Raw genomic sequence first — 14,331 nt, 5'->3', positions numbered from 1 at the left:
CCGATCTCTCCATGTTTAACCAACAGTCAAGGGCCAGAGCCCCCCCAAACCCCCCCACGAAAAGACGGGGAGGGCGGTACAACATTCCTACTGACGAAACTGGCTCAAAAATGTGGGAGGGGGCTTGCCCCCGATGGCGGTGTAACAGTCGCCATCTGTGTTGAATGACACCCTGCTATCGGGGGCAAGCCCCCTCCCACATTTTTTACCGAGTTCGCTCAGGAACCTTTGTTGCCTTTTTCATGCGTCGGGTCGTAGACCTTGGTCAGGTCACCCCCGAGGCGGAAGGTCTTGAACGGCTGCATGCCATGCTTGCGTTCGATCACATCCGGTGCGCAGGTGTAGAGGGTGCAGAAGGGTTCGAGCCAGGCGAATTTCATGTCCTGCTTCAGGTCCTTCATGTCCTGCTCCTTGCCGTTCTTCTGTTCGAAGATCTCCGGGTCCTTGACCCCGGCCAGCACTTTGTCGCCCAGGCGCTTGAGTGCGCTGTTGTTTTCCTGGCGCAGGTCGACACCGTTGACCAGGGCAAAACTGGCGATCATCGACAGCGGCGGCAACGCGTAGTTGTGGTACGACAAGGCACGCTGCTGACGCTTCAACTCGTTGGGCAGGAAGCCTTGGTCGTCGACCTGGTTGACGCCAACCTTGTATTCCTTGACGGCCCAGTCAAACAGGTCGCGACGGTTGGTGGCGACGGACGTTGCCATCACCGACCAGGCGGCCCAGTAGGAGTGGTTGTTGGTTTTTTCCAGCGGCAGGTTGTCCCAGTCGCTGACCACCTGATCGGCCAGTTTGTTGAACCAGGCTTCGATCAGTTGCGACTCCTGCTGGTGGTTGGCCAACGGGTGCGAGTCGGAGAACTTCAGGCGCACATAGGCCGACGCCATGCTGCCCAGGGCCCATTTGCGCATGGACTTGCCGGTGTGGTTGAAGTCCTTGGACATCAACGCATCGGCCTTGGCCCACGACACCAGCCAGTTCAGGGTGCATTCGAGCTGCTCCGGGCGACCGTCGCGCATGAATTGCATCACGCGCTTGCTGGTGTCTTTTTCCAGCTTGGTGATATCGGCGGTGCTGTCGCGAAAGGCTTTTTCCGACTGCACGTTCAGGGTCGAACGGGCTTTGTCGGAACCTTCGTACTTGCTGCGAAATTGCAGAGGCCCGGTGTAGGGCGTCGGCATGGTGTCGCAGTTTTCCTTGAAGTCGCCGGTCTTGAACGCTTCAATCGGTGCGAAGTAGCCCTGGGGCGGACGCAGCGGGGCGGCGGCGTTGACCGAACCGGCGAAGATCGCCAGGCCCAGTAACGATGGAATCCATAACTTCTGCATAAGTAACCTCATTGCCCTGTCGAGGCAGTCTGTTGACCGCCCGCTGGGAATACGTTGCGTGTGCAAATTTTCGCTTCGACCTTCTGCGCGGCAGCGCCCGCTTCGGGGCCCTGCACTTCCACGGCCAGCAAGTTCTGCGAGGCCCAGTCTTCATCGGTGCGCAGTTCAAAGGCGAAACGCCCGTCTGTTTCGGATGTTTCGGGTTTCTCGATCTTGATGTCCTCGTGGCGCCCGTTCATGTACCAGAGGGTGGCTTGCAAGGTTTTCACCGACGGGTCGGCGAAGCGGATATCAACCTGGTGATTGGCATTACGCAGGTCTTTGTTCGAACTGTTAACCAGCAATTCGTTCTTGCCCGGTTTCAATGTAGTGCTCGCGCTCATCTGGGCGGTCTTGCCTTCGCAGCCGTTGTCGAGCAGCGCCATCATCTGGCGGTAGATGGTCTCCTGGTCCAGGCGATACAGCGGCGAGAACTCCCAGATCAGGATTTTCGGCGGGCTCTTCTGGAATTCGTCGCTGCCCAGGTACTGGATCATCGAGCCTTCCAGGCCACCGCCGGGGAAGGCGACGTTGAGGATGTCGGCACCGATTTCCTGTTCCAGGAAACCGGCAAAGTTGTAGTTCTTGCCACTGTGGCTGGTGCCCACCAGGGTGATCTGCGGGTTGCCCGAATCGCCGAACAGGTCGCCGTCGCCGGCTTCGCCTTTCGGCTCGGTGGTGAACTGGTCCATGTACTGGATCGCGTAGCTGGTGCCGCACAATTGCCCGGCCATGTTGTGCAGGGTGCCGGTCTTGCCCATGCGTCCGGAGCGCTTGGTCTCGAATTCGCGCTTGGGAATATCGGCGAACTCAGGCATTGCACGCACCTTGGCGCCGACGATTTTCGCCGTGCGCTGGGCGCCGTATGGAGTCCAGTGCTGGTCGCCGCGGAAGTAGAAGTCGTGGGCCGGCAGTTCGTCCGGCAGTTGCTCGTTGGTCAACGGCGACAGGTCCGGCACCACGTAGCCCATCTTGGCGAAACGGCCGAGCATGGTCTTGTAGTTGCCCAGGGCCTTGTCGAAATCGAACGAGGCTTTTTCTGCGGGGTTGAGCTTGTTGCGGTTCACCAGGCCACGGGTCGGCTGGTAGACCACTACCAGCTCCACGCCCTTGGCCTTGAACGCGTCGTGCAGTTGTTGCATGCGCTTGTAGCCGGCCGGGCTGGTGTCGAATTCGGTGCGCAGGTCTTCCTGGGTACGGAACAGCCAGTCGCCCTGGGCTTGCACCAGGGTGGTGAAGTTCTGCTGGTAGCGCGTGGTGTAGTTCTTCGCGTCATGGGCGGCCGGGCACAGGCTGCAGCAGGGCTCGGCGGTGAAGGTCGGCGCCTTGATTTCGTCGGCGCGCACGCCCTGGCTGGCCGCGAGCAGGCCGAGGGTCAGACCCGAGAGGCTCAGCAGTTTGATCATGTGTGGGTGCATAAGGGTCATCCTCAGTCCTGCATTTCGGTCTGGCGTTCGACAGGGTCGATCAGCACGGCTTTCTGCTGGCGCACCAGCAGGTCGAGAATTTCTTCCTGGCGATCGCCCAGCACGCCGGAAAAGCTGATGCCGCTGGATTTGGTCGGCGCCAGCATCGACACGCGGTACAGCTCGATACTCAGTGGCGAGTCGATGGACAACGGCCCGCTGCCGTTACCCGCCAGTTCACCGCCGACCACGATCAGCGAGACCTTGGCGTCGAAAGGGTCGAGGGCGATGTCGCGGTCGGTGTCGGTCAAATCCTTGATGTGGCCGTACACGCCGGTCAGGCCGTTGGCCATCGAGGTGTTCTCGTACAACTTGATGTTCACGCTGTTACGCACGCGGATGCCGTGGCGACGGTTGCTGATCACCTTGTTGCCCCACAGCAGGTTGTCGCCGCTCTCATAGAGGGTGATGCCGTCGGTGTGGTTGCGGTAGATCTCGTTGTCGGCGATCAGGTTGTTCACGCTGTTACGGTCGATCACCAGGCCCGAAAGCTTGTTGTCGTAGCTGCGGTTGTTGAAGATGAAGCTGTCGTTCACCTCACGGGAAATGATGATGCCGTGCTTCTTCTTGGTGCCGTAGACGGTGTTGTCCGCGATGATCAGGCCGTGGGAACGGTCATGGGGGTCAATGCCGTAGACGATGTTGTCTTTGTAGGTGTTGCCCTTGATCACGAAGCCCGTGGTCTCGTAGCAGTAGAAGCCGTACCACATGTCCGAGAACTCGGAATCAATGATCCAGCCGGTCGGCTCGGGGCGCTTGAGCACCTTGGCCATGTTCGGCGTGTACTGGGAAATACTCACCCCGTACGACTTACTGTTGGCATAGCCGAAGCTGGCCATCTTGGTCTTGGAGACGTAGGTCTCGGTGCCGCCCCAGGCCAGCAGGAACGGGCGGAATTCCTTGGGCGACTTGAACAGCGCCGGGCCATTGGCCTTTTCGCTCCAACCGGTGATTTTGGTGTCACGCACGAACAGCTGACCGTCGTTGATCAGGAACGAACCACCCTCCTGGGACAGGCGCAGCTCCTGGGTGTTTTTATCGATGTCCAGGATGCCCTTGCGCCCGACCACGATCGGCAACTTGGCCAGGAACACGCCCGGCGAAGTTTCGCTGAAGTACTGCTTGGGCACTTTGCCCAGCAGGTCCTTGAGGTTCATGTAGCCGTCGTCGACAAAGATCGCCTGGGGAATGCCGTGCTGGCGCACCACCCATTCGGCCATCTTGTTGTCGCCGCCGATAAAGTCCTTGAGGGCGTCTTCCTGCATCATGCGGCGGATGCTGATCTTGCCGGGCTTGGTGCGTACGATCTTCTTTTCCATCGCTGCGGCGGTATAACCCGACAGGTCAGGCAGGGCTGGCTTGGCCATTTCCAGCGGCGCGGTCGGCGGGCTGGAAATGGTGTAGGTCTTGGCCTGTTGCAGTTCCTTGGCGATGGTCGGCGCCTTGGCCGCCGTATCGGCAAACGCTGTGGCACTGGCCATCAGCATTGCCGCGACGAGTAGGCTTTGAGCATTCATTGCGCAGGCTCCCATCAGAATTTCCAGATCACGTCGACAAACGCGCGATGCATGTACGAGTCGACCTGGCTGCCATAGGCATCACCTGGCTTGAACACACCGGCACGGAACCGCACCAGGGCTGATGGCTCGTCAACCGACTGGCTGAGCGCGGCCGGCAGCAGGCCGGTCTTGAAGTACTTGGTGACGACAAGGTCCATCTCCTGGCCCAGGTCTTTCTTGCCGTCTTCAAGGGGCAGGGAAGTGCTGGACAGGATCGCGCCGGTGACGTCATCGGTGTTGTTCTGCACGGCGTCGATGCCGTTGCTGCCGACTGGCTTGTTGCCGTCGACGCGCCAGAACTTGTGGTACACCAGGCTGGCGTCGTAGTCCTCACGCAGCTGCCAGGAACCGAACAGGCTCATGGACTGCATGTTGTTCATCTCGCCACGAAACGCTTCGCCGAAACGGTGCACGCGGGACTGGGTACCGGTCCAGTTCGAACGGTTGCTTTGCAGGCCGTTCTGCTCGTACTCGGCACTGGCGCGGGCATAGGCCGCACCCACTTGCCATTGCGGGTCCAGACGCAGGCGGATACCCAGGTCGGTCGCCCAGCCACTCACGTCATCGCTGCGCTTGGCCTCTGTCGGGCGGGTGCCGTCGGCGTTCAAGGCATTGACCGAGTCGCGGTCGCCTTTCATGCCGGTGATGCTGGCCCAGTAGTTGACGGTGTTGGTGTTGCGCCAGTTGTAGGCGTCGCTGTTGGCTTCGATGCCGAGCCAGGTCAGGTCGCCGTTCTCGCGCTTGTCCAGGGAGTCGGTGGCGACGCCCGGTTCCGGGTAGTCGAGCTTGCCGTTGTCATGGGTGTGGTGGCCACGCAGGCCGATCCACTGGCCTGGCGTCCACTGGTAGGACGCGTCGGCGTAGAGGTGCTGACGGTCCTTATCCTTGGGCGACAGTTCCTTGAGGTCGGTACGGTATTCGCTGAAACGTTCGGCGACGCCGACGTTGGCCTTGAGCAGGGTGGTGTCGAAGGTCCAGTTCAGCGCTTCGATGTTGGTGTCGCGCCATTGGCCGTCGTCGTTGCGCAGGCGTTGGCGACCAAGTTTGAGGATCTCGCCGGGGTAGGGCGTGAAGCCGCTGTAGCCGACCCAGAACTCGCGCATGGCCAGGTAGTTTTTCTTGGTCTTGCGGTCGTTGTTGGTGGTTTGCTGGTTTTCGTCATCCGCCGACTGTTGCAGGGTGTCGGTCTCGATGATGTCGCTCGAAGCAACCGCCTGGCCCATGGCGTAGGCGCTCCAGTTGCCGCTTTCGCCGTAGATCCACGGGCGCAGGTCGAGGCCGATGCCGTTGACGTCGCCGCCTTTCTGGGTGCCGAGGTCGCGGTCATCTTCGGACTGGCCGGTGACTTTGACTTCCAGGCCGAAATTCTTGGCTTCGGTCAGCGCGGCCAGGGTCGGGCACGACCACAGCAGGGCGAAGGTCAGGCCGATGCCGGCCTGCACGAATGGATTGAGCTTCATAGGGATTCCTCGCCGTCTTCTTCTTCCAGGGCGTGCAGTTGCAGCGTGCTCTGGGCCAGGGTGCCGCGGGCGGCCAGTTCCTGTTGCACCAGGCGTTGGCCCTGGGCGCGTTGTTCCGGTGTAAGCGGGGCTTCGAGCTGCGTGGCCAGGTCGTTGGCCTCTGGCGTGCCCTGGGCTTTGGCCAATTGGCTGAAGACATAGGCATTCAATGGGTCGGGCTTGGTGCCCTTGCCTTGGGAAAACAATTGGGCGATGGCGAAGTCGGCGCTGTTCTGGCCGTTGCGCGCAGCGGTCAGCAGGTGGTCCAGGGCTTTTTGCGAATAGACCTGGCCCAGGTAACCACGGCGGTAGATCTGACCGAGGTAGTAGTCGGCAGCCACTTCGCGGCCCACGGCTTTCTGGAAGTGCGCTTCAGCCGCCTTGGCGTCCGCCGGCACCCACTTGCCTTCGTAGTAGAGCTTGCCCAGCAACAGCTCGGCGCGCGGCTGGTCGGCGGCGCGGCCGTTGTCCAGGTATTTCATCATCTGGTCGACGTCGCCCAGTTCGGGGAAGTCGTAGAGCAGTTGCGCCAGGCTGACCCAGGAAGCGGGGTAGCCGGGGGCGATTTTTTCCAGCAGGGCCTGGGCGGTTTTCTCGTCGGTCTTGCCCAGCGTGGCGTCGCCCAATACGCGGGCGACGCTGTCGACGCGTTGGGCGGTGACGGTGCCGCGGCTGTAGCCGGCTTCCATCTGCTTGAGCAGTTCGGCCTGTTTTTCCGGCTGGGCTTTTTTCTGGTAGACCGTGGCCAGCTCGACATAGCAGATATCGGTGGTGTTCAGCGCGGCCTTGCAGATGCGCTCCACATCATCCAGATGCTGGTCGTAGGTGTCCTGGGTGCGATACAGCAGGACCTGGGCCAGGCCGGCTTCCGGGTACCCGGCGGCCTGCCACTTGCTGATCTGCTGCTGGGCATTCACGTTGGGAAAGCTGTGGGGGTATTGCAGGTACAGCATCGCCAGCGGGATCAGGGTGTTGCCTTCGCCATTGGCAAAGGCTTTTTTCAGCAGGCCTTCGGCTTCATGGTGCTCGGCTTCGGTGGAGCCTGGCTTGGCCACCAGCAGGCGACCGAGGCGGGCCTGGGCACGTGGCGAGGTATCCGCCGCAGCGCGGTAGGTGGCCTCGGCCTGTTTGATTTGCGCCGGATCGCGGGTGCCTACCTGGATATCGGCCAGGCCCACCTGGGCCTCGCTGTAACCCAGTTCTGCCAGTTGCTGGTAATTCTGCTGCGCGGTGACGGTGTCGCCACGCTTGAGCGCTTCATTGGCCAGGCGTTGGTCGGGCAGGCCGGCGCAACCGGCGAGGGCGATGGCCAGCGCCAGGGGCACCGGCAGGGTTCGAAGGGCGCTCATGATTAAAGACCCGCAGCCATGGCTTTATCGATCAGCCAGTTCAGGGATGGGCCACGGTCGCTGGTCACTTCCACCGGGCGGCCGGCGTAGGCGCTGTCCAGCGGGGCGTCAGGCTTGATCTGTACGCGGATGTCGGAGGACAGGTCGGCGCTGTTCAGGCTGGTGCTGCTGACGATGGTGCCGGTGCGGGTCTGTTCTTCGTCGGCCACCTGGAAGCTCACCGGGGTGCCTGGGCGCACGTCACCGAACTGGCGATAGGTAAAGCGAGCTTCGACGTTAGCCTGGCTGCCGCGTGGCACCAGTTGGAAGATCACGTCGCCTTTGCTGGCGTACTGGCCGTCGGCGACCAGTTGCTGGGCGACCACGCAATCGCATGGCGAGGTGAGGGTGCCGGTCATTTGCTTGCCGAACAGCTCTTCGACCTTGGCCGGCTGCAGCTGGTCTTCGTCCAGGTGGCCCTTGAGCACATCCAGCATGCTGGTGCTGAAGGTCGCCAGTGGCGCACCTTTGGCCGCCACCGCGTCACCTTTGAGCAGGCTTTGCACGGTGCCGTCGCGGGGCATGGTCACGTTCATGCCGGGCACGCTGACCAGGCCCGCCTGGGCGTGGCTGACGAAGTACATGCCGTACACCGATTTGAACACGAAGCCGAAGGCTGCCAGGCCGACGAGGAAGATCGCCAGGCTGAACGTCACGGCGCGCAGGCGACCGAAGGCGCTCATGTTGCTGCCGCTGTCCTTGACCTTGCGCGCCTTGGTGAAGTTGTCGCGTTGCAGGGTCGCCAGCACGTCACCCATGGTCACGATGTCGCCGGACAGGTGCGAGGTGATCAGGTGGCGCAGGGTGGAAATATCCTGGGCGTCGAGGTTCTGGAACTGGCAACCGGTGCGGCCGGTCTGGCGGTCGTAGGAGCGGATCTGCAGCTCCACATCCATGGCCAGGCCGAGGTTATCGATGACGAACTGCAGGCGACCCTTGTGCACTTCACCCACGGTCAACGGCTGGGTGGCGGTGAACGCCAGGCCGCCGGCGGACAGGTCGATCACCCGCGCTTCGGTCTGGGTGCGGTCAGTGTTGAAGAAGCGCAGCTTGGCCGGGATTTTGACCCGGGCATGTTGACGCTGGGCTTCGGACTCGTGGACAACGTTGGCATTTACTTGGCTGTTCATGACGGTGTAATTCCTTGGTTAATTCAGGCTTGGCAGGGTCAGACCATCATCAGCAACACGGCAACGAAGATGCTGCCGGCGGAGAAGGTCATGGTCCGAGACGACCAGGTGTTGAACCAACGTTGAAAGCTGGCCAAATCGCGGGTCAGTTTGGTGTCCTGGCGGGTCCAGGACTGTTGATCAAGGCGGAAGAACACGTAGATCTTCACCAACGCGCCCATGATCTGGTTGTAATAGAGAATCGCCGGGTAAGCCGGGCCGATCTTGTGGCCGGAGCACGACAGCAGCAGGGTCAGGATCAGGCGGGTGATGCCGATCCACAGCAGGTACGCGAGGATGAACGCGCCGCCGTACTTGAAGGTGGCGATGATTGCCACGGTCAGGCCGAGCAGGGAGGTCCACATCGACACACGCTGGTCGAACAACACGATGCTGGTGAACAGGCCCAGCCGACGCACACCCAGGCCCAGGGCTCGGGAGTTCTGGCGCAGGTTGTTGCCGTACCAGCGGAACATCAGCTTGCGGCTGGCTTTGATAAAGCTCTTTTCCGGCGGGTGTTCCACGGTGTGGATCGCGGCGTCCGGCACGTAGAAGGTGTCGTAGCCCAGGCGCATCAGGCTGAACCAGCTGGACTTGTCGTCACCGGTGAGGAACTTGAAGCGGCCCAGGCGCCAGTGCTGCAGCGAGTCGCTTTCCACGTCGGCGATAAAGCCCGGGTCCGTCACGACGTTGGCGCGGAACACCGACATACGGCCGGTCATGGTCAGCACGCGCTTGGACAGGGCCATGGAGCACATGTTGATGTGGCGCTGGGCGAAGCGCAGTTTGTGCCACTCGCTCATGATGTAGCCGCCGCGCACTTCGCAGAATTCGTTGGTGGTCAGGCCGCCGACGTTGCCGAACAGCTGGAACCACGGCACGGTCTTGCGCACCACGCCTTCGGCGAGCACGGTGTCGCCATCGATCACGGCAACCACGGCGCGGTCGTCCGGCAGGTGGCGAGAGATGGCGCGGAAACCGAAGGCCAGGCCGTCGCGCTTGCCGGTACCGGCGATACGCACGAAGTCGAGCTTGACGTGATCCGGCGGGTTCATGCGTTCCCAGAGGCTCTTGACCAGCAGCTCATCGGACATTTCCACCAGCGAGCAGACCACGGTGGTGGGGAAGCCGCATTCGATGGCCTCGCGAATCACCGAGCTGTAGACCTGCGCGGTGGTCAGCGCATCGATACGGAAGCTGGTGACCATCAGGAACACGTGGGACGGATCGGCAGCCTTGCCCAGCTTGCGCACTTTACGGCGCAGGTGCGGGTAGACCACGTACAGGAACAGCATGCCGCGAAAGAAATGCGTAGCACCCATCGAGTAGCGCCAGATACCGACAGCGCCAATCAGGAAAATAAAATTCTTCGACTCGGAGTCGAACGTACTCGCCGGCAACAGCAGGGCGAGACCCATCAGCAGGCTCAGAAAGAACAGCCAGCCGGCGGATTGGAGCAGTACGTGTTTTAACTTGGACATAAGCGTCATCCGAAGGTGAAGAAGGCTTCGAGCTGCAAGCGCTGGGGATTGGTACGCCTGCAGCTCGAAACTTACCGTTGCTGTTACCAGCAAATGCCTTCGGTACGGCCTGTCGTACTGGTGGCCTTGGACATGAAGCCCACCAGGTCGATCACTTGCTTGCCGTGCGGTGCGTTCTGCGCCAGGGCGCGGAACTTCTCGTCGCGGTTACCGAGGATGATCACGTCGGAGTTGTTGATCACATCATCGAAGTCCGAGTTGAGCAGGGACGACACGTGGGGGATCTTGCCTTCGATGTAGTCCTTGTTGGCACCGTGGACACGGGCGTACTCGACGTTGCTGTCGTAGATGCTCAGGTCGTAGCCCTTGCCGATCAGCATTTCCGCCAGCTCGACCAGCGGGCTTTCGCGCAGGTCGTCGGTACCGGCCTTGAAGCTCAGGCCCAGCAGGGCGACTTTGCGTTTGTCGTGGCCGGCGACGATGTCGAAGGCGTTCTGCACCTGGGACTCGTTGCTGCGCATCAGCGAGTTGAGCAGCGGCGCTTCCACGTCCAGGGAACTGGCGCGGTAGGTCAGGGCGCGCACGTCTTTAGGCAGGCAGGAGCCGCCGAACGCGAAGCCTGGGCGCATGTAGTACTGGGACAGGTTGAGGGTCTTGTCCTGGCAGACCACTTCCATCACTTCGCGACCGTCGACGCCGACCGCCTTGGCGATGTTGCCGATCTCGTTGGCGAAGGTGACCTTGGTGGCGTGCCACACGTTGCAGGTGTACTTGATCATCTCGGCTACGGCGATGTCCTTGCGGATGATCGGTGCGTCGAGTTCTTCGTACAGCGACTGCAGGACATCGCCGGAGGCTTTGTCGAATTCGCCGATGACGGTCATCGGTGGCAGGTCGTAGTCGGCGATGGCGGTGGATTCGCGCAGGAATTCCGGGTTGACCGCAACACCGAAGTCGACGCCGGCTTTCTTGCCGGAGCAGTCTTCGAGGATTGGGATCACCACGTTGGCGACGGTGCCCGGCAACACGGTGCTGCGTACCACGATGGTGTGGCGGGTGGTCTTGTCACGCAGGACAAAACCGATCTCGCGGCATACCGATTCGATGTAGTTGAGTTCCAGGTCGCCGTTCTTCTTGCTCGGCGTACCGACGCAAATCATCGACAGGTCAGTATCACGGATGGCGTCGGCGAAGTTGGTGGTGCCGCGCAGTCGACCGTTTGCGATGCCCTGGCTCAACAGTTCGCCCAGACCCGGCTCGACGATCGGCGATTTGCCGGCGTTGATCAGGTCGATCTTTTCCTTGGAGATGTCTACGCCGACCACTTCGTGGCCACGGGCAGACAGGCAACCGGCACACACTGCGCCAACGTAACCCAAACCAAATATGCTGATGCGCATCGCAATTACCTCTGTATTTAAATCATGCCATTAGATGGCCGGAGTTCATGTTTGCAAACGTCACAAATGCCGCGAAAGTTGGGCGAATAGACGCCGACTTGCCGCGTACAGGCATGTTGAATAACGAGTGACTAACTATTGCACTCAAGTTGTGCGCAACTTGGCCTTGTTATTGGGGCCTGCCCTGAAATGCAGCCAGCCTTCCTGGGAGAAGGGCCTGGCGCCAGTGCCGCAGGGCCTTGATAGAGGCTGTAAGCCTTTACATATCAATGCCTTGGGTTGTCTCACTGACCCATTAGGGTAAGCACAGCCTTGGCCTTATAGTTCGTGGCAATGGATCCTTATCGCCGCTCTCAACTAATCGGTTGGTAATGTGACCACTGAGTCAAAGTTGAATATGACAACTTCGCTACTTCCGTTGGTCCGCCTTGTAAGTCATCTCCTACAGAAACAGAGAATTTCGTTACCGGTGGTATGAGCGGCGCTTCAGGACGAAGTTCCTGGCCGCTCATCCTGTTTCCCGAAATTTCTTGAAATATAGGTAAAGATGGCACTGGTACTATATTGATAGCACTTGCTATCTGGGCCAGTAGTTACGGGTAGTTGGCGCGAAGGGATAGTTTTGTGCCACTAGTGTTTTAAAAAAGTGGTGCCACTACGAAAAAAAATCGGAAAAGTCGAGTGAAAGAAATGTTAGGGATGTGTCGGGATATTTTTTGACGTCAAATAAATGACGATTCTTGGTGTGAAGCGCGGATAAAAATGTGGGAGGAGGCTTGCCCCCGATGGCAGTGCATCAGTCGATAGATTCGTGACTGAACCACCGCAATCGGGGCAAGCCCCTCCCACATTTGGATTTCATTGTCTGAAAGAGGCTGGTACGGCCTTATTCCGGTGCGTGATCGCGCAGGAACACCAGATTGTCCGGCTTGGACTGCTCCGCATTGAAGCGGTAACCCTGCACATCGAACTGCTTGAGCCTGGCCGGATCGTTGATGCGCTCTTCGATCACGAAGCGGCTCATCATGCCCCGGGCCTTTTTCGCGTAGAAGCTGATGATCTTGTACTGGCCGTTCTTCAGGTCCTTGAACTCGGTGTTGATGATCCGAGCGTTCAGGGCCGTGCGCTTGACCGCCGAGAAGTACTCGTTGGAGGCCAGGTTGAGCAGCACGTCGTCGCCTTGTTCGGCCAGGGCTTCGTTCAGCCATTCGCTGATGCGCGTGCCCCAGAAGGCGTACAGGTCCTTGCCACGGGCGTTGGCGAGTTTGGTGCCCATCTCCAGGCGGTACGGCATCATCAGGTCCAGGGGGCGCAGCAGGCCGTACAGGCCCGAGAGCATGCGCAGGTGGTCCTGGGCGTAGCTGAAGTCGGCATCGCTGAAGGTCTCGGCGTTCAGGCCGGTGTACACGTCGCCCTTGAACGCCAGCAAGGCCTGCTTGGCATTCTCGGGGGTGAAGGCCGGGGTCCAGCTGCCGAAGCGGGCGGCATTGAGGCCACCGATCTTGTCGGACACGTGCATCAATTCGCTGATCTGCGCCGGGCTCAGCTCGCGCAGTTGCTCGATCAGCACCTGGGAATGGTCCAGGTACTGTGGCTGGGTAAAGCGCTGGGTCACCGCTGGGGTCTCGAAATCGAGGGTCTTGGCGGGGGAAATCACCATCAGCATGAAGTCGTCTCCTGTAAATCGTGCGGGGATTCTAGGGGGTTGGGCGTTTTGACTCCACCTATGATGGCGATAGGCGCGATCCGCTATGATGGCCGGTGACTCTGGAGAGGGAGACCCTGCGTGCGAATAGCGCTTTTATTGTCGGCGTGCCTGCTGTGCCTGAATGCCCAGGCGGCGCCGGTGGATGTAGCCAGCCTGGACCGTGGCACCTGGCCGGAAAAACTCAGCAGTCCTGCCCTGTTCGACGTGGCTTCGCGTGCGGAAATCCTGATGTTCGCCCACAGCCTGCTGGCCAGTGAATCCCAGGATGAAACCGCACTCAAGCAGCGCCTGGGCTTGAAGATCATCAACCTGGCCGCCATCGACGATCTGCGTCGCGAGCTTTGGCAGCGCCTGCTGGAGAACTACACGTTCGCCCAGCAGAGCTGCGAAGTCGACGCCTCGTTCTGCTACCTGGTGGAGAACATGGACGACCTGCGCGAGCAGGCCGGCAAGCTGGCGATCAGCGAAGACTCCTTCTATATAGGCTGGGCCGCCCCCAGCCATGCTTTCCACGAGCGTTATCTGGACGAACTGCTGCGCAAGGCCGCGCTGTTTCCGCAGATCAGCAGCGAAGTCGCGCGCTTTGGCGACCATGAACGCAATGGCGATGAGTTCAACGACCGCCTGTTCCTGCTGACCTTCGACGGCGGTCCGGCACCGGTCAGCGGCAACACCGACTGGCTCGCCGACTACCTGCGCAAGCAGAAGATGAACGCCACCTTCTTTGTCCTCGGCAGCAGCCTGCAAAACCGTGTGGAGCGCAGTTCTGCCGCTGAGGTGGAGGCGTTGTACCAGGGACAGTGCGTCGGTACCGAGGGCTGGCAGTACCGTTCCCACAGCCATTGGGTGGACTGGCAGAGTTCCATCACCCGCAGCGCGCAGTTGGTGCAGAACCTGATGCCGGAAAACTACGTGCCGCTGTTCCGCCCGCCTTACGGGCAGCGGCGCGCGGACAGCCAGGGGTTCTTCCAGTCCCAGGGCTTGCAGGTGGCGTTATGGGACATCGATTCCCAGGACGAGCCGGGCAAGCTCAAGGCCGATGAGTCGGCGCAACGGGTGCTGACGTTGATGCTGTTGTGGCGCAAAGGCGTGATTGTGTTTCACGACACCCAGGATAAGGCGCGGGTGGCATTGCCGATGTTGCTGCAGGCAACGGCGCAGAGTGGGCTGGGTTGGCAGGACTGCCGGGAGGCGTTTCGTTAAAAGGATGAAGTGCCCGGCCCTGTTGGGTTGGAGGCATTTTGGCGCTGATTTTGTGCGACATTTCGATGCAGGCGGACTTCCGACTTTAACG

General features: G+C 60.7%; 10 protein-coding genes. 1 reads left to right on the top strand and 9 read right to left on the bottom strand.

The features are described 5' to 3' along the window. Positions 1-218: 218 nt before the first annotated feature. From FX984_RS25930 to yaaA, 9 genes are all read right to left on the bottom strand, one after another. Entirely contained in the window at positions 219-1,328 is a 1,110-nt protein-coding gene (locus FX984_RS25930; protein WP_083236343.1) for a mannuronate-specific alginate lyase, read from the bottom strand. 8 nt (positions 1,329-1,336) lie between these two features. After that, positions 1,337-2,785, bottom strand: a complete 1,449-nt coding sequence (locus FX984_RS25925; RefSeq protein WP_146476075.1) for an alginate O-acetyltransferase — start codon at positions 2,783-2,785, stop codon at positions 1,337-1,339. 11 nt (positions 2,786-2,796) lie between these two features. Continuing rightward, positions 2,797-4,365 (bottom strand): mannuronan 5-epimerase AlgG, encoded by a 1,569-nt coding sequence (gene algG, locus FX984_RS25920; RefSeq protein ID WP_027604729.1) that lies wholly within the window; start codon positions 4,363-4,365, stop codon positions 2,797-2,799. Further along, on the bottom strand, positions 4,365-5,852 hold the full coding sequence (locus tag FX984_RS25915; RefSeq protein ID WP_027604728.1) for an alginate export family protein: 1,488 nt from the start codon (positions 5,850-5,852) through the stop codon (positions 4,365-4,367). Before FX984_RS25915 ends, algG begins: the two co-directional genes overlap by 1 nt. Then, positions 5,849-7,240, bottom strand: a complete 1,392-nt coding sequence (gene algK, locus FX984_RS25910) for an alginate biosynthesis TPR repeat lipoprotein AlgK (RefSeq protein WP_027604727.1) — start codon at positions 7,238-7,240, stop codon at positions 5,849-5,851. Before algK ends, FX984_RS25915 begins: the two co-directional genes overlap by 4 nt. Before the next feature lie 2 nt (positions 7,241-7,242). Further along, positions 7,243-8,409, bottom strand: coding sequence for an alginate biosynthesis protein Alg44 (locus tag FX984_RS25905; RefSeq protein ID WP_027604726.1), 1,167 nt, complete (start codon positions 8,407-8,409; stop codon positions 7,243-7,245). 38 nt (positions 8,410-8,447) lie between these two features. Next, on the bottom strand, positions 8,448-9,929 hold the full coding sequence (alg8, locus tag FX984_RS25895; protein WP_161985711.1) for a mannuronan synthase: 1,482 nt from the start codon (positions 9,927-9,929) through the stop codon (positions 8,448-8,450). 83 nt (positions 9,930-10,012) lie between these two features. Further along, on the bottom strand, positions 10,013-11,329 hold the full coding sequence (locus tag FX984_RS25890; RefSeq protein ID WP_027604724.1) for a nucleotide sugar dehydrogenase: 1,317 nt from the start codon (positions 11,327-11,329) through the stop codon (positions 10,013-10,015). An 886-nt stretch (positions 11,330-12,215) separates the two neighbouring features. Next, positions 12,216-12,995: a peroxide stress protein YaaA gene (gene yaaA, locus FX984_RS25885; RefSeq protein WP_027604723.1), complete on the bottom strand. Its 780-nt coding sequence runs from the start codon at positions 12,993-12,995 to the stop codon at positions 12,216-12,218. Between the two features lie 120 nt (positions 12,996-13,115). Here yaaA and FX984_RS25880 point away from each other — a divergent pair, with 120 nt between their 5' ends. Next, positions 13,116-14,240 (top strand): polysaccharide deacetylase family protein, encoded by a 1,125-nt coding sequence (locus FX984_RS25880; RefSeq protein ID WP_027604722.1) that lies wholly within the window; start codon positions 13,116-13,118, stop codon positions 14,238-14,240. The last annotated feature ends 91 nt before the right edge of the window (positions 14,241-14,331 follow it).

This window comes from Pseudomonas marginalis, from assembly GCF_008692035.1.
Lineage (GTDB): Bacteria > Pseudomonadota > Gammaproteobacteria > Pseudomonadales > Pseudomonadaceae > Aquipseudomonas > Aquipseudomonas marginalis.
The sequence above is the reverse complement of the archived record's forward strand: the minus strand, read 5'-3'. Positions and strand labels throughout refer to the sequence as shown.

Excerpts from the sequence above, each read along its gene's own strand:
- yaaA (WP_027604723.1), bottom strand. The coding sequence starts at position 12,995 with ATGCTGATGGTGATTTCCCCCGCCAAGACCCTCGATTTCGAGACCCCA.
- algG (WP_027604729.1), bottom strand. The coding sequence starts at position 4,365 with ATGGGAGCCTGCGCAATGAATGCTCAAAGCCTACTCGTCGCGGCAATG.
- algK (WP_027604727.1), bottom strand. The coding sequence starts at position 7,240 with ATGAGCGCCCTTCGAACCCTGCCGGTGCCCCTGGCGCTGGCCATCGCC.
- FX984_RS25890 (WP_027604724.1), bottom strand. The coding sequence starts at position 11,329 with ATGCGCATCAGCATATTTGGTTTGGGTTACGTTGGCGCAGTGTGTGCC.
- alg8 (WP_161985711.1), bottom strand. The coding sequence starts at position 9,929 with ATGTCCAAGTTAAAACACGTACTGCTCCAATCCGCCGGCTGGCTGTTC.
- FX984_RS25925 (WP_146476075.1), bottom strand. The coding sequence starts at position 2,785 with ATGCACCCACACATGATCAAACTGCTGAGCCTCTCGGGTCTGACCCTC.
- FX984_RS25930 (WP_083236343.1), bottom strand. The coding sequence starts at position 1,328 with ATGCAGAAGTTATGGATTCCATCGTTACTGGGCCTGGCGATCTTCGCC.
- FX984_RS25905 (WP_027604726.1), bottom strand. The coding sequence starts at position 8,409 with ATGAACAGCCAAGTAAATGCCAACGTTGTCCACGAGTCCGAAGCCCAG.
- FX984_RS25915 (WP_027604728.1), bottom strand. The coding sequence starts at position 5,852 with ATGAAGCTCAATCCATTCGTGCAGGCCGGCATCGGCCTGACCTTCGCC.